This window comes from Enterococcus sp. AZ104 (assembly GCF_050546705.1).
GTDB lineage: Bacteria > Bacillota > Bacilli > Lactobacillales > Enterococcaceae > Enterococcus > Enterococcus faecalis.
This window is the reverse complement of the sequence record NZ_CP172952.1, coordinates 2,179,527-2,199,836: the sequence shown is the minus strand read 5'-3', so window position 1 is coordinate 2,199,836 and position 20,310 is coordinate 2,179,527. Positions and strand designations below refer to the sequence as shown.

The 20,310-nt window shown below is 37.1% G+C and carries 23 protein-coding genes and 1 other annotated feature; of the genes, 15 read left to right on the top strand and 8 right to left on the bottom strand.

Features of this window, described 5'->3' with window-relative positions; all coding sequences use genetic code 11:
- Window positions 1–20: 20 nt before the first annotated feature.
- The 3 genes from IGJ37_RS10455 to IGJ37_RS10445 form a co-directional block, all read right to left on the bottom strand.
- Window positions 21–611 carry a hypothetical protein gene (locus tag IGJ37_RS10455; RefSeq protein ID WP_025187916.1) on the bottom strand — a complete coding sequence of 197 codons (591 nt, stop codon included), beginning with the start codon at window positions 609–611 and terminating at the stop codon, window positions 21–23.
- 120 nt (window positions 612–731) lie between these two features.
- The gene (locus tag IGJ37_RS10450) at window positions 732–1,265 is read right to left on the bottom strand and encodes a 3'-5' exonuclease (RefSeq protein ID WP_002356400.1); all 534 of its coding nucleotides are present in this window, start codon (window positions 1,263–1,265) and stop codon (window positions 732–734) included.
- A gap of 34 nt (window positions 1,266–1,299) precedes the next feature.
- Entirely contained in the window at window positions 1,300–2,055 is a 756-nt protein-coding gene (locus IGJ37_RS10445) for an exodeoxyribonuclease III (RefSeq protein ID WP_002367205.1), read from the bottom strand.
- A 206-nt stretch (window positions 2,056–2,261) separates the two neighbouring features.
- Between IGJ37_RS10445 and IGJ37_RS10440 the strand changes: the two genes are divergently transcribed.
- The 3 genes from IGJ37_RS10440 (at window position 2,262) to IGJ37_RS10430 (ending at window position 5,164) form a co-directional block, all read left to right on the top strand.
- Window positions 2,262–3,176 (top strand): Gfo/Idh/MocA family protein, encoded by a 915-nt coding sequence (locus IGJ37_RS10440; RefSeq protein ID WP_002362516.1) that lies wholly within the window; start codon window positions 2,262–2,264, stop codon window positions 3,174–3,176.
- A gap of 86 nt (window positions 3,177–3,262) precedes the next feature.
- Entirely contained in the window at window positions 3,263–4,150 is an 888-nt protein-coding gene (gene murB, locus IGJ37_RS10435; protein ID WP_002387193.1) for a UDP-N-acetylmuramate dehydrogenase, read from the top strand.
- Between the two features lie 780 nt (window positions 4,151–4,930).
- Entirely contained in the window at window positions 4,931–5,164 is a 234-nt protein-coding gene (locus IGJ37_RS10430; RefSeq protein WP_252671545.1) for a hypothetical protein, read from the top strand.
- 454 nt (window positions 5,165–5,618) lie between these two features.
- On the opposite strand, the gene cbpA is transcribed toward IGJ37_RS10430, so the two are convergent.
- Entirely contained in the window at window positions 5,619–6,257 is a 639-nt protein-coding gene (gene cbpA, locus IGJ37_RS10425) for a cyclic di-AMP binding protein CbpA (protein WP_002365057.1), read from the bottom strand.
- A 285-nt stretch (window positions 6,258–6,542) separates the two neighbouring features.
- Here cbpA and rpmG point away from each other — a divergent pair, with 285 nt between their 5' ends.
- The 4 genes from rpmG (at window position 6,543) to IGJ37_RS10405 (ending at window position 8,554) form a co-directional block, all read left to right on the top strand.
- Window positions 6,543–6,695, top strand: coding sequence for a 50S ribosomal protein L33 (gene rpmG / locus IGJ37_RS10420; RefSeq protein WP_002356408.1), 153 nt, complete (start codon window positions 6,543–6,545; stop codon window positions 6,693–6,695).
- Between the two features lie 20 nt (window positions 6,696–6,715).
- Window positions 6,716–6,886: a preprotein translocase subunit SecE gene (gene secE, locus IGJ37_RS10415; RefSeq protein ID WP_002356409.1), complete on the top strand. Its 171-nt coding sequence runs from the start codon at window positions 6,716–6,718 to the stop codon at window positions 6,884–6,886.
- A 124-nt stretch (window positions 6,887–7,010) separates the two neighbouring features.
- On the top strand, window positions 7,011–7,556 hold the full coding sequence (gene nusG, locus IGJ37_RS10410; RefSeq protein WP_002384070.1) for a transcription termination/antitermination protein NusG: 546 nt from the start codon (window positions 7,011–7,013) through the stop codon (window positions 7,554–7,556).
- A 110-nt stretch (window positions 7,557–7,666) separates the two neighbouring features.
- Entirely contained in the window at window positions 7,667–8,554 is an 888-nt protein-coding gene (locus tag IGJ37_RS10405; RefSeq protein WP_002370533.1) for an alpha/beta hydrolase, read from the top strand.
- Between the two features lie 92 nt (window positions 8,555–8,646).
- Here the strand turns inward: IGJ37_RS10405 and IGJ37_RS10400 are convergent, their stop codons facing one another.
- Window positions 8,647–9,369: a MurR/RpiR family transcriptional regulator gene (locus IGJ37_RS10400; protein ID WP_002367202.1), complete on the bottom strand. Its 723-nt coding sequence runs from the start codon at window positions 9,367–9,369 to the stop codon at window positions 8,647–8,649.
- A 77-nt stretch (window positions 9,370–9,446) separates the two neighbouring features.
- On the opposite strand from IGJ37_RS10400, the gene IGJ37_RS10395 reads away from it, so the two are divergent.
- From IGJ37_RS10395 to IGJ37_RS10385, 3 genes are read left to right on the top strand one after another with little or no spacing between them, the layout of a single operon-like run.
- Window positions 9,447–11,075 carry a peptide ABC transporter substrate-binding protein gene (locus tag IGJ37_RS10395; protein WP_002362523.1) on the top strand — a complete coding sequence of 543 codons (1,629 nt, stop codon included), beginning with the start codon at window positions 9,447–9,449 and terminating at the stop codon, window positions 11,073–11,075.
- A 13-nt stretch (window positions 11,076–11,088) separates the two neighbouring features.
- Window positions 11,089–12,192 carry a M42 family metallopeptidase gene (locus tag IGJ37_RS10390; RefSeq protein WP_002356417.1) on the top strand — a complete coding sequence of 368 codons (1,104 nt, stop codon included), beginning with the start codon at window positions 11,089–11,091 and terminating at the stop codon, window positions 12,190–12,192.
- On the top strand, window positions 12,189–13,034 hold the full coding sequence (locus IGJ37_RS10385) for a M55 family metallopeptidase (RefSeq protein ID WP_128705360.1): 846 nt from the start codon (window positions 12,189–12,191) through the stop codon (window positions 13,032–13,034). Before IGJ37_RS10390 ends, IGJ37_RS10385 begins: the two co-directional genes overlap by 4 nt.
- A gap of 64 nt (window positions 13,035–13,098) precedes the next feature.
- On the opposite strand, the gene sdaAA is transcribed toward IGJ37_RS10385, so the two are convergent.
- On the bottom strand, window positions 13,099–13,971 hold the full coding sequence (gene sdaAA / locus IGJ37_RS10380) for an L-serine ammonia-lyase, iron-sulfur-dependent, subunit alpha (RefSeq protein WP_002362308.1): 873 nt from the start codon (window positions 13,969–13,971) through the stop codon (window positions 13,099–13,101).
- Window positions 13,972–13,993: 22 nt separating this feature from the next.
- Window positions 13,994–14,662, bottom strand: coding sequence for an L-serine ammonia-lyase, iron-sulfur-dependent subunit beta (gene sdaAB, locus IGJ37_RS10375; RefSeq protein ID WP_002414070.1), 669 nt, complete (start codon window positions 14,660–14,662; stop codon window positions 13,994–13,996).
- A gap of 375 nt (window positions 14,663–15,037) precedes the next feature.
- Here sdaAB and lsa(A) point away from each other — a divergent pair, with 375 nt between their 5' ends.
- From lsa(A) to rplL, 5 genes are all read left to right on the top strand, one after another.
- The gene (gene lsa(A), locus IGJ37_RS10370) at window positions 15,038–16,534 is read left to right on the top strand and encodes an ABC-F type ribosomal protection protein Lsa(A) (RefSeq protein WP_252671547.1); all 1,497 of its coding nucleotides are present in this window, start codon (window positions 15,038–15,040) and stop codon (window positions 16,532–16,534) included.
- 122 nt (window positions 16,535–16,656) lie between these two features.
- Window positions 16,657–17,079 carry a 50S ribosomal protein L11 gene (rplK, locus tag IGJ37_RS10365; RefSeq protein WP_002356424.1) on the top strand — a complete coding sequence of 141 codons (423 nt, stop codon included), beginning with the start codon at window positions 16,657–16,659 and terminating at the stop codon, window positions 17,077–17,079.
- 111 nt (window positions 17,080–17,190) lie between these two features.
- The gene (rplA, locus tag IGJ37_RS10360; RefSeq protein WP_002356425.1) at window positions 17,191–17,880 is read left to right on the top strand and encodes a 50S ribosomal protein L1; all 690 of its coding nucleotides are present in this window, start codon (window positions 17,191–17,193) and stop codon (window positions 17,878–17,880) included.
- 62 nt (window positions 17,881–17,942) lie between these two features.
- Window positions 17,943–18,072: a sequence feature (ribosomal protein L10 leader region), on the top strand.
- A 130-nt stretch (window positions 18,073–18,202) separates the two neighbouring features.
- On the top strand, window positions 18,203–18,703 hold the full coding sequence (gene rplJ / locus IGJ37_RS10355; RefSeq protein ID WP_002356426.1) for a 50S ribosomal protein L10: 501 nt from the start codon (window positions 18,203–18,205) through the stop codon (window positions 18,701–18,703).
- 62 nt (window positions 18,704–18,765) lie between these two features.
- Window positions 18,766–19,134 carry a 50S ribosomal protein L7/L12 gene (rplL, locus tag IGJ37_RS10350; protein WP_002356427.1) on the top strand — a complete coding sequence of 123 codons (369 nt, stop codon included), beginning with the start codon at window positions 18,766–18,768 and terminating at the stop codon, window positions 19,132–19,134.
- Window positions 19,135–19,445: 311 nt separating this feature from the next.
- On the opposite strand, the gene IGJ37_RS10345 is transcribed toward rplL, so the two are convergent.
- Window positions 19,446–20,276 (bottom strand): AraC family transcriptional regulator, encoded by an 831-nt coding sequence (locus IGJ37_RS10345; protein WP_325815107.1) that lies wholly within the window; start codon window positions 20,274–20,276, stop codon window positions 19,446–19,448.
- Between the last annotated feature and the right edge of the window lie 34 nt (window positions 20,277–20,310).

Here is a 20,310-nt window from a genome sequence, read left to right as displayed (position 1 = left end):
CACTTTTTTCGCATAGTTAGTCAAGTACCTTTTTTGATTAAGCGATTGAGTTTCCTAAAAAGAATTAAAAAGACACAACAGCAAATGAACAACAGGCTTCCTGTTAGTGGTAAAAAGACATCTTGCATGTAGCTATCGATATGCATTAAACCAGGTACCTCGCTGAAAAAATCATGGATAAACTGTTGAATGAGCTTATTAGCTAGAAAAGCAGCTAAAGGCAAAACAAAAATCAAATAATAGAGGGGTTGTAAGGCATAGCTAATTAAAATTTGTAATTTTGTCGTACCTAAAAGAGCTAAGATCAGTAAGTCGTTTTTTTGCTCTAAAAAAGTTAGGAAGAAAGTTCGGCAAATATAACTAATCAGGAAGAAAAAGAGTGTTCCAGCGCTGATTCCAGCCAAACCTCTGAAAATTGTCAAGGGAGGAATCACTGCATAATTGTCAAGAAGAATCATTTGTGAAAGCCATCGAGAAAACAACAAAGTCAATAATAGAGCAGAAAAAGTCAGAAAACTAATAATAAAGATAAGAATCAACGTACTAAATTGGTTTTTTGAGCGCCACGCATTTTTGAGAGAGTCTGTGAATAAGTAAAGAATCGAATACATCATCGCGTCCTTTCTGAAAAATTTTTGTTTTAGCGGAAAAGTTATGTAAAAGAAAAGACGTTATCTCCTGCCAACTAGCCAATGAAAGAGATAACGCCCTCGCTGGAAACAAGAACTGGATTATTTCACCAATACTAATTTTTTTAAAGGTTCAACCCCAAATCGTTGTTCTTGCTGTAAAAGAATTTCGGCACAAGCTCGGCTATCTTCTAAAGCATCATGATGATTATTTAAAGTGATATTGAGGTTTTCACAAACGGTATTTAATTTATGATTAGGAAATTCAGGAAACAGTTTGCGACTCGTTTTGACTGTACATAAAGAAAGGTAATTAGGTTGTTCTAAGCCATAGTAATCTAAACAGCCAGCCAAAACACTACAATCGAAACTTGCATTGTGAGCGACCACTAACCGATTTGGTTGAAAACAATGCTGAATTTGTTGCCAGACTTCAGGGAATTTGGGCGCATTGACAACATCTGATTCATGAATGCCGTGAATTTGCGTATTTCGCCAGAAAAAAGGTGTTTCTGGTTTGATTAACGTGTAAAATTCATCCACAATCCGACTATTTTCTACTTTAACAATTGCAATGGAACAGGCACTATGTTTATCATAACTAGCTGTTTCAAAGTCAAAAGCGTAAAAGTTCATTAAAAAAAACTCCTTTCAACGCGTTGAGTAACACTTAAAAATCAAGTACAACTTCCACTGGACAATGATCACTACCAAGAATATCTGTATGGATTTTAGCACTGACTAAACGTTCATTCAAGGATTCTGACACAACGAAATAGTCAATCCGCCATCCTGCGTTATTTTTTCGTGCGTTAAAGCGATAACTCCACCATGAGTAGATGCCTTCAGCTTCTGGATAAAAATAACGGAATGTATCAGTGAAGCCACTGTCTAACAACTCAGTAAATTTTTGCCGTTCTTCAGGCGTGAACCCCGCATTTTTTTGATTGGTTTTCCAATTTTTTAAATCAATCTTTTGATGAGCTACGTTTAAATCACCGCAAAGAATTACGGGTTTTTCTTGATTTAATTCGTTTAAATAGGCACGAAAAGCATCTTCCCATGTCATTCGATAAGCTAAACGCTTTAGTTCAGCTTGTGAGTTTGGTGTGTAGCAAGTGACCATGAAAAATTCTGGATATTCTAAAGTGATCACGCGGCCTTCTTGATCGTGAGCCTCGATACCTAAGCCATAGCGAACACTTAACGCTTCTTCTTTAGCGAAAATTGCTGTGCCAGAATAGCCTTTTTTTTCGGCATAATTCCAATACTGATGATAGCCAGGAAGTTCTAAATCAATTTGCCCAGCTTGTAATTTTGTTTCTTGTAAACAGAAAAAATCTGCATCTAATTCATTAAAAACATCCATAAAATTCTTTTTAACAACCGCTCGTAAGCCGTTGACATTCCAAGAAATACATTTCATTGTTGAAACTCCTTTCAAATAAGAAACGCTTTTGCTCGTTTCAGTGCAAACCAGAACCAAAGAAAAGGTCGCTTGGTGCTTTCTTCTATTCTAATACTTTTTAAAGAAGTTTTAAATACTTGAAAAGAAAAAGAGAAAATGACTGATTTTTGGAAAGAAGTAGTCTATGATAAAATAGTAAAAAGAGCAGAAATGAGGACAAACGAATGAAAATTGGAGTCATTGGTTTAGGAAATATTGCACAAAAAGCGTATTTGCCAACTTATAGTGAATGCCGCCACTTGGCAGAGTTTGTATTAGCAACTAGGAACCCAGAAACACGACAAAAAATCGCTGATCAGTATGGCTTTACAGAAACCGTTGGGACCATAGAAGAATTGATTGAAGCAAAGATTGATGCTTGCTTTGTCCATGTAGCCACAAAAGTGCATGGTGCAGTCGTTCGCCAATTATTACAGGCTGGTATTCACGTCTTTGTGGACAAACCTTTAAGTGAAGAGCTTGCTGAAGTCAAAGAATTACAAGCATTGGCAGTAGCAAAAAATCTGCGCCTGATGGTTGGTTTCAATCGTCGTTTTGCCCCTTATACGGAAGTATTGAAAAATATTCCTGAAAAACAAACAATTTTTATTAAAAAGAACCGCATCAATACAACGAGAGAAACAAGTTTTATGATGTATGATTTATTTTTACATGTCGTTGATACCGCAGTTTATTTAGCGGAAGGACCGCTCCACGTGGTGCAGTCAAAATTAGTGGAAGAAAACGGTCATTTAAAACGAGCAATTTTACAATTAGAAACCGAACAGACAACGATTGTTTGTTCCATGGATTTACACTCTGGGGCCAATACAGAAACTTTTGAAGTCACTAGCCCCACAGGTACTTATCGCTTGGAAAATTTAACGCATTTGACCATCCAAACAGAAGAAGAATACCAAGTAAAAGAGATGGGAGATTGGACGCCAACATTGGAAAAAAGAGGTTTTTACCAAATGGTTACTGCTTTCATCCAGGCCATTCAAAAACCGCAAGAGCAAGAGTTAAAACAAGAAAAAGTCTATGAAAGTCATGCGTTATGTGAAGAAATGCTACGCCAACAACAACGGCATGTTCTTTAAAGAGGACTAGCAACTTTCTTTCTATCATGCTAGAATAAGACAGATATTTTGAAAAGAAAGGACTAACTTTCGTGAACACTAAAGCTATGTTAGAAACATTAAACGAAATTACTTTATTAGTAGATGAACCATTAAAAAACGTAACCTTTACCAAAACAGGCGGCCCAGCTGATGTGTTGGCCTTACCCAAAACAAAAAAAGAAGTTGAAGAGATTGTGGCGTATTGCCGAGAACAAGGACTTTCATGGTTAGTATTAGGCAATGCTAGCAACTTGATTGTTCGTGATGGCGGTATTCGCGATGTCGTGATTATGCTAACAGAAATGAAAGAAATCAAAGTAGCCGGTACCACCATGATTGTGGATGCTGGTGCCAAGCTGATTGATACAACCTACGAAGCCTTAGCAGCTGATTTAACTGGTTTTGAATTTGCTTGTGGCATTCCAGGAAGTGTCGGTGGTGCTGTTTATATGAATGCTGGAGCATACGGCGGGGAAATTAAAGATGTTTTCCAGTCTGCAGAAGTGCTGTTGGCAGATGGAACTATCCAAACAATGACGAAAGAAGACCTGAATTTCCGTTATCGTCATAGTGAAATTCAAGAATTACATTGTATTGTCTTGCAAGCTACGTTTGCTTTAGAAAAAGGAAACCATGCAGAAATTAAAGCCCAAATGGATGAATTAACGGAACTTCGTGAACTGAAGCAACCGCTAGAGTATCCCTCTTGTGGCAGTGTTTTTAAACGCCCTGTTGGTCATTTTACAGGAAAATTAATCCAAGACGCAGGCTTACAAGGCTTAAAATGGGGCGGTGCTCAAATTTCCGAAAAGCATGCGGGATTTATTGTTAACATCGATCATGCAACCGCAACAGATTATGTGGAATTAATTGCACATATCCAAGAAGTGATTAAAGAAAAATTTGATGTTGAATTGCAAACGGAAGTTCGAATTATTGGTGAAGAAGTCTAGAAGTACTTCATTAGTTGCCAAAAGAGGACGGGACAGAAGTGTTTAACTCCAAGAACTAAGTAGGCACGATGATGTCATCTGTTTATGTCTCACAGTTAAACATCACAACTCTTAGAGCTGTAGCTCTTTTGAAGGCTATACTGTGACGAGACGCATGTCGAGAAAACATCTTAGAAGTTGTTGAGATCGAAGCAATGCATAGTGTTGCTTCTGTTCCCACCGTTTATCAGGTTTTGAGCCTGGAACAAAAATCCACAGTGATTTTTGTCCCAGGCTCTTTTGATTTTTAAAGTGTTCAAGTGAATGGAGATAATTCTGGGATTGAAAAGGTAGCAAAAGTCCTAAGTAAATCGCCAATAATAATACCCGCACAATTGGAACGATTTGGATTGTTGCTTCTCGAATGATTTCCAAAGTAAGTTCATCATAAGACGTACCTATTATATGCGATAAACAATTTATTTTGGAGTGAGATACCAAGAGCTAAATATAACAAGCTGATTGACAGATGTTTTTCAGGTCTGTTTCCTACTGCACAGACCATTACTTCTTTTTTAGGTTACTATTAAGTTTTCTAATTCAACAACTTTAAAGTTTTTGCGCTCTAAATATTCGATAGAAAATTATACTTATTAAATAAAGATTATTTGTTTTAAGGGATAAAACAATTAGTTTTTGATTTTATAATAACGAGAAAAAACTTATTTTTTAAAATGAATGTGATACAATGAACTTATATACTTGTTGTATATATAAGATTGATAGAAGAAGATGTTTATTATGAAAAAATTGATTTGTTTAGCAACCCTGATTTTATTTGGCACGATAATAGTTCCTAGTGTAACAGTTCTGGCAGAGGATACTTCAAGTGTAAGCAGCGATGGAATTACTGAAGGAGAAAGGTTAGCAAAAATTTTTGATAGTAATGGAAACGGTTGGGTAGCGCTCTATAAGCAAGGAGTTTATCGTTACAAAGGTGCCCCTTTGATTGGTTATCAGCATCGTACTTTTTAAATTTTAGGAAAAGAAGTGATTAAATGCAACGATTGTTTTTTTATTGGATTAATTACACATTACTAATTCTATTTATAGTGATGGTTATTCTAGGAGTTGTTCAGTTAGCTGTTAAAAAAGAATCAGAAATCACTTTTTATACAACTTTTTTTGGTATCATTTTTGGTATATCTTTTATGAGTGCGTATTACGCCAATAAAAAGAGTAATAGGATGTTCTTTTGGCTAACAACTTTTCTGTTGATGTATGTTCCTAAAAAAATAGTAGATTATCTAAATATACCTTTGTTAAAGATTTCGGTAGCAAACTATTTTATAGTGCTGTTCGGCATACTGATACTAATTTTTTCCCAAAAATATATTAAAAGACAAACGTAAAAAGAAATGGAGCAGATTGTGTATTGTCACCTGTTCCATTTCTTTTTATTTGTATCAAGATAAGTGAGTCATCTCTTTTACTCGTCTTCTAAATTTTCCAATTCTACAACTTTAAAGTTTTTCCGCTCTAAATGTTCTACAATGGCTGTACACGTTTCGGCAGTTGTGCCGGCTGGTAAAGTAATAAGTGTGCGACGAACAAATTCTTCACTATCAACATCCAATGTAATACAGCTGGCGATGCTGCTATATTTGGCAATGATTTTTGAAATGGCTGCTAAGTCGCCTTGTTGACCAACTGAAGCAATTGTTAAAACGTAGCTCCCTTGTTTTACATTCCAAGATTGCGCTAAAATATTTAATAAGGTGCTGTGTGTTAAAATGCCGTAAAAATAATTATTTTCATCTAGAACAGCAATGTAAGGTAGTTCTTTAATAGTAAAAAATACCTTGAAAAATGAAGTGTTGACATAAATAAATTTTGTGGCATTTTTTAACAAATAGGTAACAGGTAAACTCATATCGCCACCGTTTGCTTTGTGGCGGTAAATATGCATTTTATAGATATTTCCTCGGAAAATTTTTCCAGATTCGTCTAAAATTGGGACACAACGGTAACCTGAGTCTTCTAAAATAGAAAGAGCTTCTTCTAGAGTACAAGATTCATTGACGGTTGTTAAATTATCTTTTTTAATAACTACAGATTTTAATAACATAAACAGGCCTCCTAAGGGTTCATTTTTAATAAATTTATCATATCATAACTTAGCAGAAAACAATAGCTGAGACCTCAGAATAAAAGCAATTTTGTTAAAATAAATAGAAAATAAAGAAAAATCAGATATTTTATAAAAGAAATCAAGCACGTATTCGCGATAATGGTAAAAAAATACGTAAGAATCGGCACAGCGCTTCTTTAAAAAGTAAATTAAACTTTGACAACTTTTTCGAATAATGGTACTGTTAAGAAGTAAATTTGTGAATAGAGGAGGTCGAAGAACATGGCAACAAAGAAAGCAGCTCTTGCTTGTTCCGTTTGTGGCTCTCGCAACTATTCTAAATCCGTTAGTGAAGGTAAACGTGGCGAACGCTTAGAAATCAATAAATTCTGTAAATATTGTAATCAATACACGTTACATAAAGAAACGAAATAGATTTAGAGGAGGGTATCAACATGAAATTTTTCCGCAGCGTTGCTGATGAGATGAAGCAAGTAACTTGGCCAACAAAAAAACAATTGCGTAAAGATACATTAGTTGTAATTGAAACATCTATTTTATTTGCAGCATTGTTCTTTATCATGGATACTGTTATCCAAACGGCATTTGGCTGGATTTTGAAATAATTAATTCTAGTATTTCCCGACGAGGGGTGCTATAATAGTATTCGAGAAAAAGCTTCGGGAAACTGAGCTTTTTTTATTTGCTCGAAAAAAATAAACTAAAACATTTAAAGGAGCCGAATCAGTAATGGAAACTTTTGAAAGAAATTGGTACGTATTGCACACCTATTCAGGCTATGAAAATAAAGTAAAAGCAAACATTGAATCACGTGCACAAAGCATGGGGATGGGCGATTATATTTTTCGTGTCGTTGTACCAGAAGAAACAGAAAAAGAAGTCAAAAATGGTAAAGAAAAAGAAATCGTTCATAAAACTTTCCCTGGTTATGTGTTAGTGGAAATGATTATGACCGATGATTCTTGGTATATTGTTCGTAACACGCCAGGCGTAACTGGTTTTGTAGGCTCACATGGTGCCGGTAGTAAACCCGCTCCTTTATTACAAGAAGAAATTAACCACATTTTACGTTCAATTGGCATGAGCACCCGTCAATCAGACTTAGAAGTAGCGCTAGGCGATACAGTGAAAATTATCGAAGGTGCCTTTTCTGGTCTTGAAGGTGTTGTGACAGAAATCGATGAAGAAAAACAAAAATTAAAAGTAAACATCGATATGTTTGGTCGTGAAACAAGTACAGAATTAGACTTTGAACAAGTCGATAACATTGATTAATAAACAAGCTGACAAACTATTGTTCAGCTGATTGATACAGATTGTAGGGTCTGGAAAAGCAGTCAACTGACTTCTTTTCCAAGCCCTTTTTTAGTTCATCGCAGAAAGGAATGAAAAAAATGAAACATGCCCAAAAATATCGTTATTTTTCTTTGCTAATGGGTCTTGTTCTATTATTAAGTGCTTGCCAAATTGGGGCAACCACGAAGAATGACAATCAAGCCGCCACAAAAGAAGCAACTGTTGAGTTAAACCGCACAACAACACCAACACTTTTTTTTCATGGTTACGCAGGAACTAAAAATTCGTTTGGCTCGTTACTGCATCGCTTGGAGAAACAAGGTGCCACAACTCAAGAATTAGTGCTACTCGTTAAACCTGATGGGACCGTGGTTAAAGAGCGAGGAGCTTTAAGTGGCAAAGCGACGAATCCCAGTGTTCAAGTTCTATTTGAAGATAATAAAAACAATGAATGGAATCAAACAGAATGGATAAAAAACACATTACTCTATTTACAAAAAAATTATCAAGTGAACAAAGCCAATATTGTCGGGCACTCTATGGGCGGTGTTAGTGGCTTACGTTATTTAGGAACCTATGGGCAAGACGCATCGTTACCTAAAATTGAAAAATTCGTCAGCATTGGAGCACCCTTCAATGATTTTATTAATACGAGTCAACAGCAAACCATCGAAACGGAACTAGAAAACGGCCCCACAGAAAAAAGTAGCCGCTATTTGGATTATCAAGAGATGATTAATGTTGTTCCAGAAAAACTGCCCATTTTATTAATTGGTGGTCAATTAAGTGCAACAGATTTAAGTGATGGAACGGTGCCGTTATCTAGTGCCTTAGCAGTCAACGCCTTGCTAAGACAGCGAGGAACTCAAGTCACTAGCCAGATTATTAAAGGAGAAAATGCACAACATAGTCAATTACATGAAAATCCTGAAGTAGATCAATTGCTAATCGAATTTCTATGGCCGAGTAAAAAATAGCAAAAAGGCACATGTTCCATAAAAAAAGGAACATGTGCCTTTTTCTATACTTTGGCTAGCAAAATAGCTTTTTTCAGCTATAATAAATAAAATTATTTATTTTTAGGAGATATTGGAATGGAGTCCTCATGATTTAAATAAGCACAAATCAAGGCTTCAAAGGTGATTAATGTTTGGCCAAAAAACATTTGTGGCTGAGCGACACTTGTTGAAAACGGGCTGTAAGAGTCAGTTGAAAAAACGAGATCTGCCAGTCGACCAAGAGTTGAATTTTTGGCGCCAACAAAAGAAATGATAGGATGTTTTTTCTCTTTCGCAAGCAGAGCTGTTTCTTTTAAGTATTTTTCTTCACCAGAATGTGAAAGGATGATAAAAAGAAAATTCTGATTATTTTGACTATTTATCGAATGAGTATGGGCTGTTGTGATGCTGGGGATGCCATGAAAATTGAAAACTTCACTAATGTAAGCCGCCAAATGTCGTGAAAAGTCATGACCTAAAATAACAAATAAATGACTCTTGTGTTTGGCAAGCAGTCGACAAAACTCGTTGGTTGTTTCAAATGAAGGTGCTGTTTCAAAAGGGATTGGCTGAGAAAAATGGGCTTCTTTTAATTTGTAAATAAGTTCATTATAACCTGATAAATTTAATTTTTTGGCTAAACGAATGATGGAACTAGGCGAAGAAAAGCAGTGTTTGGCAACTTCTCGAATACTCAAATCGGCCGCGTTCGTACTTTGTTGATCCAAATAATACAAAATCTGACTTTCTGTTTTCGTTAAATGATACGTTTCTTTTAAGTAATCTAAGTTCATGAGCAAACCTCCTTTATCAGATTATAAATAATTTTGTGGGAAAAAGGTATCAAAAAATAAAAAAATGAGGTGTTTTTATGAAAAGGGCAACAAAGCAAAGGCTGTCTTTGGCAGCAATCATGGTTTTACTTCTCTCGGGCTGTGGAAGTGTTGGGAAAGAAACCAAAAAGCAAGAACAACAGGTATTACGGGTCGGGATTGATTCGGAATTATCAACGGCAGACGTGTCGTTGGCAATGGATAATACCGCAGCAGATGTAATGAGTCAAGTAGGAGAGGGCCTTTTCTCCTTTGACGAAAAAGGAGAAGCTAAACCAGCATTGGCAACTGAAAAAGTACAGCCCTCTAATGATGGTTTAAGCTATACTTTTACGATTCGAAAAGATGCAAAATGGAGTAACGGCGAGCCAATCACAGCCAATGATTTTGAATACTCTTGGAAGCGCACAGTGGACCCAAAAACAGCTTCCCCGCAAGCTTATTACTTTGAAGGGCTAAAAAATTATCGTGCTATTGTTGACGGTGGCAAATCTAAAGAAGAGTTAGGGGTAACAGCCATTGATGACCATACCTTGGAAGTAGAGCTAAGCTATCCTATGAGTTATTTTCAACAATTATTGGCGGTACCAGCTTTTTATCCTTTAAATGAAGCATTTGTCGAAAAAACGGGCAAAAACTATGGTACATCAGCTGAGTCAACACTTTACAATGGCGCCTTCACATTAGAAGGTTGGGATGGCACGAATAATACTTGGTCCTATGTGAAGAATAAAAATTATTGGGATCAAGCGAATGTTTCGCTAGATAAGGTGGATGTCCAAGTCGTTAAAGAAGTCAATACTGGGAAAAATCTTTTCGAAGGGAAAGAATTAGATGTTGTAAAAATTTCTGGAGAAATTGTTGCACAAGAACAAGGCAATGCAGCTTTGAAAATTCGTGAAATTCCTGGAACGTATTATATCCAATTAAATACGCAAAAAGATCTTTTGGCAAATAAGAATGCACGTCGAGCGATAGCATTATCATTGAATTCTGAACGTTTAGCTAAAAATGTTTTAAATGATGGCTCAAAAAAAGCACTTGGCTTCGTGCCAACAGGTTTCACTAATCAAGAAACGCAAAAAGATTTTGCAGAGGAATTAGGAGATTTAAATCCTAGTGAACCAGAAAAAGCGAAAGAGTTATGGCAAACGGCTAAAAAAGAATTAGGAATTGAAAAAGCGGAGCTAACGATTTTAAGTTCGGATACAGAAAATGCTAAAAAAATCAGTGAGTATGTTCAAGGAGCTTTAGCAGATAATTTAGAAAATTTAACAGTCAATGTTTCGCCAGTTCCTTTTAATAATCGTTTAGAAAAAAGTCGCAGCGGAGATTTCGACATTGTGGTTGGTGGCTGGACGCCAGTATATGCTGATCCAATCGACTTCTTAAACCTATTGCAATCAAAAAATTCCAATAATTTTGGTAAATGGTCTAATAAGACCTTTGATCAGTTGCTTCAAGAAGCAAACGTAACTTATGCAAATAAATATGAAGAACGTTGGAAAACATTACAAAAAGCGGATCAATTGGTTGCGGAAGAAGCACCCCTAGTTCCTCTTTATCAATTAACAGAAGCACGCTTAGTGGCCGATTCTGTCCAAAATTTAGTCTATGGTCCATTAGGTTCAGGCTATTACAAATCAGTCTCTATCAGTGACAAGTAAAGGTTGGGAAAAAATGAAAAAAAGTCAAGCTGTTCAATTAATTCAGGAACTTTCAAATGCTAATGGTGTTTCAGGCTTTGAAACAGAAGTCGTTAGAATCCTTCAACACGCAACTGCAGATTTTACTATTCAACGGCTAGATGCCATTAAAAATTTATATCTTGAGAAGAAAAATAATCTAAGTGAAGGTCCAGTTGTGCTTTTTGATGCCCATAGTGACGAAGTGGGTTTTATGATTCAAGCAATTAAAGAAAACGGCTTGTTGCGTTTTCTTCCGTTAGGTGGCTGGGTCCCTAATACGATTTCTGCACAAAAAGTTCGGATTCGTAACCGGGAAGGCACCTATCTGCCAGGCGTAGTTACTAGTCGACCCCCTCATTTTATGACACCAGAGGAACGTCAGCGGCCGTTAACCATTGCTGATTTGACGATCGACATTGGTGCTACTTCAAAAGAAGAAGTAATTGAAACGTACAAAATCGATCTTGGTGCACCGGTCATTCCAGATGTGACGTGCTGTTACAACGAACAGACAGATCTTTTTTTAGGAAAAGCTTTTGATTGTCGCATTGGCTGTGCTTGCTTAGTGGATGTCATGGAGGAGTTGAAAGAAGAGACGCTTCCATTCAAGTTAGTTGCGACAGTAACTGCACAAGAAGAAGTTGGCGAAAGAGGAGCACTTATTGCCGCAAAGCAAGTCAATCCTGATTTAGCTATTGTTTTCGAAGGCTGCCCGGCTGATGATACGGCAGAAACGCCAGAGATGATTCAATCAGCAATGGGAAAAGGACCGATGTTACGTTATTTTGATGTTTCTATGATTACGAATCCGGAATTTCAAGAGTATGCACTAGAGATTGCTAAAATACACAAAATTCCTGTTCAAGTTTCTGTTCGAAGTGGTGGTGGAACCAATGGCATGGCGATTACACAAGTTCAAGGAGCCCCGACGATTGTTGTAGGAATTCCTGTCCGTTACGCTCACACACCCCATTGCTATGTAGATTTTCAAGATTACCAAGCGGCGAAAGAATTAGTCATTCAATTAATCAAAAATTTAGACGCCGACAAAATTCAAGCACTGGTTCAGCCATTGTCAAAGGAGTGGAACAAATGAAGATTTATGTGTCATGCGATATTGAAGGATTAGCAGGTATTGCGACATTTGATATGGAAAAAGAAGACACCGTTTTATTCCGAGAATTATATCACCAACATGTGGCTTGGTTGATTGAAGGGATTCAAAAGAGTACCAAAAATGAACAAATTACAGAAATTACTATTGCCGATTCGCATAGCCGTGGATTGAATTTAGCTTATGCGCGCTTGGCAGAAATGGATGAACGAATTTCCTTAGTGAGCGGCTTTCCTCGCATGGATTATATGATGAGTGGCTTGGATAGTAGCTATGATGTGGTCTTTTTCTTAGGTTATCATGCCGGTATTGGTAAACAAAAAGGGAATATGGATCATGGGTATAGCGCTAGTGTTGCTTATGATTTAAAAATAAACGACTTAGCGATGAATGAAACGACAATTAATGCAGCTTACGCTAGCGAATTAGGTGTCCCTGTTGGTTTAATTATCGGTGAATCAGGCTTAGAGGAACAACTTTTTCAAGAAAAAATGATGCCCGAAGTCCCCTTTGTTTCCACCAAAGAATCTCTGGGACGTTATGCAATCAAAAATAGACCCATGCAACAAGTTCGGGAAGCTATCGTAGCAACTACAAGTCAGGTGTTAACTTCCTTTGCGTTGTCTGAATTACCCCGATATGCCTTGCAAACACCTGCAACTGTAAAATTGCAATGTGTGACGACAGCACAAGCAGATCGCATTGAAATGTTACCAATGATTAAACGCATTGATGGTAGAACCGTTTCATTTGTGGGTGAAACGATGAAAGATGTCATGAATGGAATTGTCGCTGTGGTTGGTTTAGGCGGAACAAGTGATTAAAGAAGAAGCTTACGGAAAAAACGAATGGACGTTTTTTTCTGTAAGCTTCTTGCTATAGTTATTTCTATTTTTGTTTCTCTAGAATTTCTTTGCTTAAACGTTGTGCAGTTGGTGTCACCGCAAGACCGCCTTCAGCGGTTTCCTTGAAAATTTGTGGCATTTGGCGACCCACTTGGTACATTGCGTGGATGACTTCATCTGGTGGAATGACACTTCGAATCCCCGCTAAAGCCATGTCAGCTGAGATGAAGGCTTGAGAAGAACCTAATGCATTTCGCTTCACGCAAGGGACTTCAACAAGTCCCGCAACAGGATCACAAATGAGACCCATCATATTTTTTATCGTAATGGCTACAGCTTGAGCAGATTGATCAGGCGTACCGCCAGAAGCCGCAACTAAAGCGGCACTTGCCATTGCACTAGCAGAACCGACTTCAGCTTGACAACCACCTTCGGCACCACTGATTGAGGCATTATTGGCAATCACTAAGCCAAAAGCCCCAGCGGTAAATAGAAAATCCAATTGTTGCTGATGCGTTAACTTTAAGCGGTCAATAACTGCCAACAAGACGCCAGAAACTACTCCGGCACTGCCTGCGGTTGGTGTAGCACAAATCAAGCCCATTTTTGCATTAACTTCATTAACAGCAATCGCATTTCGCACGGCTTGTAAAATGGTCTCACCGCTTAAAAAGTTGCCTGAATGTATGTAATCATTTAAGCGGGTTGCATCGCCACCAGTTAGCCCTGTTACTGAGGTAACACCAGCGATTCCTTCAGCGACGGATTGTTTCATAACGGCTAGATTTTTTTCCATTGTTTCAATAATTCGTTCACGAGAATACCCGCCATGAGCCATTTCTGTTGCAATCATTAATTCGCTCACAGAAGGGTAATCTTTCGCTTGAGCTACCAAATCTTCAATTGAATAAAACATCGTATTACTCCTTTACGTTCATTTAGTCAAAATAGTTAACGCTATATATATGAGGGATTTCAGCTAATTGCATGACAATGTCACCGACTTCGGCTTGATCAACTTCAATAATCATAATCGCTTTTTCCCCTTTAGATTCTCGGGTAACGGTCATTGTACTAATATTGATATCGCTAGCTGAAAGGATGTTGGTCACCTTAGCAATCATGCCAGGAACATCTTGATGAACAACGATAAATGTTGGCGTGCCCATACTTAAAGACAATTTGAAGCCATTTAATTCAGAAATTTGAATGTTTCCACCACCAATTGAAATTCCTGTCACAGATAGTTTTCGGTCGCCAGAAGAAACCACAATTTTAACGGAATTAGGGTGGTCTGCTTTTTCACTTTTAGGAATAAAACAAACTTCCATTCCTTGTTCATAAGCAATTTCCAAAGAATTGGCTAATTGCTCATCATCTGGTTCCATACCTAAAAGGCCGCCAACTAAGGCGATATCTGTTCCGTGACCACGATAAGTTTTGGCAAAAGACTCATATAAATAAATGTCAACGCTATCAGGTTGCTGTCCAAAAATACTGCGAACCACTTTTCCAATTCTTGCCGCTCCAGCTGTATGAGAACTGCTTGGACCAATCATAACAGGTCCGATAATATCAAAAACACTATTAAAGCGTAACTCTTCCATTTCAGCACCTTCTTCATTAGAATATGTTTTCATTGGAAGTCTAACACAAAAAATGGCGGGGAACTAGGCAATCGCTTGTGTTTTAGCGAATAATTTAAATTTTTATCAGAATGAAAGCAAGGGGCCTTCGTTGACAAATCAGTGAAGAGATGCTAAATTCTAGATAATAAAAGACGAAAAGAGGGATTCGTGCGTTGAAAATTTAAGTTAATTTTTTAGAGAAACTGTATAACTTTGCCTGAATATAACGGGTGGAGTGTGCGGATTTTCGGAAATTAGCTTAAAGAATTCAACCACGGGTCTTTTTGTATACCTTGGATTGATGCCGCTGATTTCCGTAAAGCTGCATCAATTTTGCTTTATGGAGGTATATTTATGTCGAAAATTGAACTAAAACAACTATCTTTTGCCTATGATAATCAAGAAGCGTTGCTTTTTGATCAGGCAAATATCACGATGGATACCAATTGGAAATTAGGATTGATTGGCCGCAATGGCCGTGGGAAAACAACCTTATTAAGATTGTTACAAAAGCAGTTGGATTACCAAGGAGAGATTCTTCATCAAGTCGATTTCGTCTATTTTCCACAAAAAGTTGCAGAAGAACAACAGCTCACTTATTATGTCTTACAAGAGGTGACTTCTTTTGAACAGTGGGAATTAGAACGAGAATTAACGCTTTTAAACGTTGATCCTGAAGTTTTATGGCGGCCCTTTTCTTCTTTATCAGGCGGCGAAAAGACGAAAGTTTTATTAGGTCTTCTTTTTATTGAAGAAAATGCCTTTCCTTTAATTGACGAGCCAACAAATCATTTAGATCTAGCTGGCAGACAACAAGTGGCTGAATATTTGAAGAAAAAGAAACATGGATTTATTTTAGTCAGCCACGATCGGGCATTTGTTGATGAAGTGGTTGATCATATTTTGGCGATTGAAAAAAGTCAATTGACACTGTATCAAGGGAATTTTTCTATTTATGAAGAGCAAAAAAAATTAAGAGATGCTTTTGAACTAGCAGAAAATGAAAAAATCAAAAAAGAAGTCAATCGCTTGAAAGAAACCGCTCGTAAAAAAGCGGAATGGTCGATGAACCGTGAAGGTGATAAGTACGGCAATGCTAAAGAAAAAGGAAGCGGGGCGATTTTTGATACAGGAGCCATTGGTGCCCGGGCAGCGCGCGTAATGAAGCGCTCGAAACACATTCAACAACGTGCCGAAACACAATTAGCAGAAAAAGAAAAACTATTAAAAGATCTTGAGTATATTGATCCTTTGTCAATGGATTATCAGCCAACGCATCACAAAACATTATTGACGGTGGAAGAGCTTCGTCTAGGCTACGAGAAAAATTGGCTATTTACGCCAATTTCTTTTTCAATAAACGCGGGAGAAATTGTCGGAATAACAGGAAAAAATGGCTCAGGAAAATCGAGCTTGATTCAGTATTTGTTGGGGGATTTTTCTGGAGATTCAGAAGGAGAAGCCACTTTGGCTCACCAATTAACCATTTCTTATGTGCGCCAAGATTATGAAGACAATCAAGGAACTTTATCCGAATTTGCAGAGAAAAATCAGTTAGATTACACCCAATTTTTAAATAACTTACGAAAACTTGGGATGGAGCGCGCCGTTTTCACTAATCGAATTGAACAAATGAGTATGGGGCAACGGAAAAAAGTCGAAGTAGCCAAATCATTGTCTCAATCAGCTGAACTTTATATTTGGGATGAACCCCTTAATTACTTGGATGTGTTTAATCATCAACAATTAGAAGCGCTAATCTTATCTGTGAGGCCTGCAATGCTAGTGATTGAGCATGATGCGCATTTCATGAAGAAAATAACGGATAAAAAAATTGTCTTGAAATCATAAAAACATCTTGAAAAAGTAAAGGGAATCCTGTATAGTAATAGGGTATGTTTTAAATGTACGTTGAGTGGGAGGGGAAATCTCAACCCCATTAACCACGCACGAGAACTTAAGGAGGTATTTTCGTGGCTAAAAAAGTAGAAAAAATCGTTAAATTACAAATTCCTGCGGGGAAAGCAACACCAGCTCCACCAGTAGGTCCAGCGTTAGGTCAAGCAGGTATCAACATCATGGGATTCACTAAAGAATTCAATGCTCGTACAGCTGACCAAGCAGGCTTGATTATTCCAGTAGTAATCTCTGTATATGAAGATCGTTCATTTACATTCATTACTAAAACACCACCTGCTGCAGTCTTATTGAAAAAAGCTGCAAAAATCGAAAAAGGTTCAGGTGAACCAAACAAAACTAAAGTTGCAACAGTTTCAAGCGATCAAGTGAAAGAAATCGCTGAACTTAAAATGGCAGACCTAAACGCCGCTGACGTTGAAGCAGCAATGCGCATGGTTGCAGGAACTGCACGAAGCATGGGTATCATCGTAGAATAATTTTTATTCCACACTTACTCAAAGAAGTAGCTTCTCAGTTCGTTTCATATTTAAAGATATGAAAGACGTGGGAGGTACAACCGTTATAACCACAATCAAGGAGGAAACAAAATGGCTAAAAAGAGCAAAAAAATGCAAGAAGCATTGAAAAAAGTTGATGCTACAAAAGCTTACTCAGTTGAAGAAGCAGTAGCTTTAGCAAAAGATACAAACATCGCGAAATTTGACGCAACAGTTGAAGTTGCTTACAAATTGAACGTTGACCCTAAAAAAGCAGACCAACAAATCCGTGGAGCAGTTGTGCTTCCAAACGGAACTGGTAAAACACAAACTGTTTTAGTATTCGCTAAAGGCGAAAAAGCTAAAGAAGCTGAAGCTGCTGGTGCAGATTTCGTAGGCGACGACGACATGGTTGCAAAAATCCAAGGTGGATGGTTCGACTTTGACGTAGTTGTTGCGACTCCTGACATGATGGCTACAGTTGGTAAATTAGGCCGTGTCTTAGGACCAAAAGGTTTAATGCCAAACCCTAAAACTGGTACTGTAACAATGGACGTTACAAAAGCTGTTGAAGAAGTTAAAGCTGGTAAAGTAACTTACCGCGTTGACAAAGCTGGTAACATCCACGTACCAATCGGTAAAGTTTCATTTGATAACGAAAAATTGGTTGAAAACTTCAATACAATTAACGACGTATTATTAAAAGCTAAACCATCAACTGCTAAAGGTCAATATATCAAAAACATTTCAGTAACAACAACATTTGGACCTGGAATCCACGTTGACCAAGCTTCTTTCTAATTTGAAAGAAAATAATTAAAAAATTCTTGACTCACTCACTTACCCTATGGTAAAGTGAGTGAGGTTAATAATTAACTGTACCGAAGACAGTAGGTGACGCAAGTCTTAATTTCCTACCGAGGACAATTGTTGAGTTATATACAATTCGGTCCCTCTATGTCTACGGTGGCATGGAGTTTTGTTGTTTTACACGACTTTTTGAAAAAAAGCCGATGTAAAACAATACTTGGCGAACGAAGTGAGCGAAGTTTCATTTGATTCTTCTACTTTACATATCGTAAACCAAGTCCAACTCCACCATCAAAATCAGGAGGTGAAATAAATGAGTGAAGCAGCAATCGCTAAAAAAGAAACCCTAGTTCAAGCAGCCGCTGAGAAATTTGAATCAGCAGCATCAGTTGTAATCGTGGACTACCGTGGTTTAACAGTTGAAGAAGTCACTAACTTACGTAAACAATTACGTGATGCAGGCGTAGAAATGAAAGTCATCAAAAACTCAATCCTTTCTCGTGCAGCTAAAAAAGTTGGTTTAGACGGCTTAGACGAAGTCTTTACAGGCCCAACTGCTGTCGCATTCAGCAACGACGATGTAGTAGCACCAGCTAAAATCATCGACGAATTTGCTAAAGATGCAAAAGCATTAGAAATCAAAGGTGGCGTCATCGAAGGAAAAGTTTCTTCAGTGGAACAAATTACTGCGTTGGCAAAACTACCAAACCGCGAAGGTTTACTATCTATGCTATTATCTGTATTACAAGCGCCAGTCCGCAACGTGGCTTACGCTGTCAAAGCAGTGGCAGAGAAAAACGAAGAAGTTGCTTAATTGCAGTCTAATTCAAACAAATAAAAAACAAACAATTTTAATTTAAATGGAGGAAATTCAAAATGGCATTAAACATTGAAAACATCGTTGCTGAGTTAGAAACAGCAACTATCTTAGAACTAAGCGAATTAGTTAAAGCTATCGAAGAAAAATTTGACGTATCAGCAGCAGCTCCTGTAGCAGTAGCTGGACCAGCAGCAGGTGGAGCAGCAGAAGAACAAACTGAATTCACTGTTGAATTAACAGCAGCTGGCGATCAAAAAGTTAAAGTTATCAAAGCAGTTCGTGAAGCAACTGGCTTAGGCTTGAAAGAAGCTAAAGCTGTAGTTGATGGCGCTCCTGCACCAGTTAAAGAAGCTGTTTCTAAAGAAGAAGCAGAAGCTTTAAAAGCTGCTTTAGAAGAAGTTGGCGCTTCAGTAACAGTAAAATAATTCATTCAACTTTTGAATGTTCGAGAACCCTTGTGTTACAAGGGTTCTTTTTTTATAGCAAACGGTAGTTGTCTTTTGCTAAAACAACTACCGCTAGTAAAATATCTATAAAATTTAATTGTCTACTTTGACAAATTAACAACAATACAATCATCTACCACTTTCTCTCCAATATTGTTTATTTGCTAAAACTTGTAAATTATTTATTGGTTTTGATTAATCTATATATCACACTCCCACCTATAATAAAACCCTAATTAATTATTAAATAAATTGTTTTTTCTTTAACTACAGATAAGCAACAATTTATTTTAAGTCAAAAACTGTTGACGATATTGTCGAGGTGTCATCTCTTTTTTCTGGAAGAAAAATTTTGAAAAATAAGAAGGTGAAGAAAAACCTGCTTCAAAACTGATTTCCGTGATGGTTAAGGAACTTTTTCTTAATAGAGAACAGGCTTTTTGCAATTTTAAGTTTTGTACATAAATACTAGGATTTGTTTGTTCATAACGCTGAAACAGCTTAAATAAATAGCTACGATCAATGTTATATTCAGAAGCTAATTGACTAATTGAAAGATTGTTTGAAAAATTTTCGTGAATAGCCATTTTAATTTGGTTAAATAATTGTTGGCTTTGGTTTTCGTGCTGTGTAACGGAATGATGCTCTAGATAATTCAACAATTGAAAGCTTTCACTTAAACTGCCAAAATGATTATGTTTCTTCGCTTCTTGGTAAATATTTTTAAATAAACTTTCTAATTTCTTATCAACAGTTCCTTTTAAAATACAATTTTCGGTAGTCAGGCCTATTTTTTCTAAATACTGAGACGAAAGATCTCCAACAAAACCGACCCAATGATAGGTCCAAGGATTTTGCCGATTAGGATAATAAATATTGCGACAATTGGCTGGAATCATAAACAAATCGCCAGCGGTAATGTGTTGTTTTTCCATAAAGGGTGTTGAAAAATAACCTTCACCATCGCTACAATAATGCAAAACCCAATAATTAATGGGGGCAAACTCAGTTGGTTTTGTCGGGCGGCATTTTTCATAGCCAGCTTCATAAAGATGAAATTCTTGGCTAATAAGTTGATCATTAATCAGGATGCTGACATTATTTGTAAAAACATTTTGCATGCTATCACCTCTTTATAAGAGTATGTAAAGGCTT

Bases quoted from the DNA above. Each gene is read 5' to 3' on its own strand.
- IGJ37_RS10405 (WP_002370533.1), top strand. From the start codon at position 7,667: ATGAAAAAAATGAAACATGCCCAAAAATATCGTTATTTTTCTTTGCTA.
- IGJ37_RS10450 (WP_002356400.1), bottom strand. From the start codon at position 1,265: ATGAACTTTTACGCTTTTGACTTTGAAACAGCTAGTTATGATAAACAT.
- IGJ37_RS10390 (WP_002356417.1), top strand. From the start codon at position 11,089: ATGAAAAAAAGTCAAGCTGTTCAATTAATTCAGGAACTTTCAAATGCT.
- rplL (WP_002356427.1), top strand. From the start codon at position 18,766: ATGGCATTAAACATTGAAAACATCGTTGCTGAGTTAGAAACAGCAACT.
- IGJ37_RS10345 (WP_325815107.1), bottom strand. From the start codon at position 20,276: ATGCAAAATGTTTTTACAAATAATGTCAGCATCCTGATTAATGATCAA.
- secE (WP_002356409.1), top strand. From the start codon at position 6,716: ATGAAATTTTTCCGCAGCGTTGCTGATGAGATGAAGCAAGTAACTTGG.
- cbpA (WP_002365057.1), bottom strand. From the start codon at position 6,257: ATGTTATTAAAATCTGTAGTTATTAAAAAAGATAATTTAACAACCGTC.
- murB (WP_002387193.1), top strand. From the start codon at position 3,263: ATGTTAGAAACATTAAACGAAATTACTTTATTAGTAGATGAACCATTA.
- IGJ37_RS10440 (WP_002362516.1), top strand. From the start codon at position 2,262: ATGAAAATTGGAGTCATTGGTTTAGGAAATATTGCACAAAAAGCGTAT.
- IGJ37_RS10395 (WP_002362523.1), top strand. From the start codon at position 9,447: ATGAAAAGGGCAACAAAGCAAAGGCTGTCTTTGGCAGCAATCATGGTT.
- sdaAA (WP_002362308.1), bottom strand. From the start codon at position 13,971: ATGTTTTATTCAATTGAAGATTTGGTAGCTCAAGCGAAAGATTACCCT.
- rplJ (WP_002356426.1), top strand. From the start codon at position 18,203: ATGAGTGAAGCAGCAATCGCTAAAAAAGAAACCCTAGTTCAAGCAGCC.
- sdaAB (WP_002414070.1), bottom strand. From the start codon at position 14,662: ATGGAAGAGTTACGCTTTAATAGTGTTTTTGATATTATCGGACCTGTT.
- IGJ37_RS10385 (WP_128705360.1), top strand. From the start codon at position 12,189: ATGAAGATTTATGTGTCATGCGATATTGAAGGATTAGCAGGTATTGCG.
- IGJ37_RS10455 (WP_025187916.1), bottom strand. From the start codon at position 611: ATGTATTCGATTCTTTACTTATTCACAGACTCTCTCAAAAATGCGTGG.
- IGJ37_RS10400 (WP_002367202.1), bottom strand. From the start codon at position 9,369: ATGAACTTAGATTACTTAAAAGAAACGTATCATTTAACGAAAACAGAA.
- IGJ37_RS10430 (WP_252671545.1), top strand. From the start codon at position 4,931: ATGAAAAAATTGATTTGTTTAGCAACCCTGATTTTATTTGGCACGATA.
- rplA (WP_002356425.1), top strand. From the start codon at position 17,191: ATGGCTAAAAAGAGCAAAAAAATGCAAGAAGCATTGAAAAAAGTTGAT.
- rpmG (WP_002356408.1), top strand. From the start codon at position 6,543: ATGGCAACAAAGAAAGCAGCTCTTGCTTGTTCCGTTTGTGGCTCTCGC.
- nusG (WP_002384070.1), top strand. From the start codon at position 7,011: ATGGAAACTTTTGAAAGAAATTGGTACGTATTGCACACCTATTCAGGC.
- IGJ37_RS10445 (WP_002367205.1), bottom strand. From the start codon at position 2,055: ATGAAATGTATTTCTTGGAATGTCAACGGCTTACGAGCGGTTGTTAAA.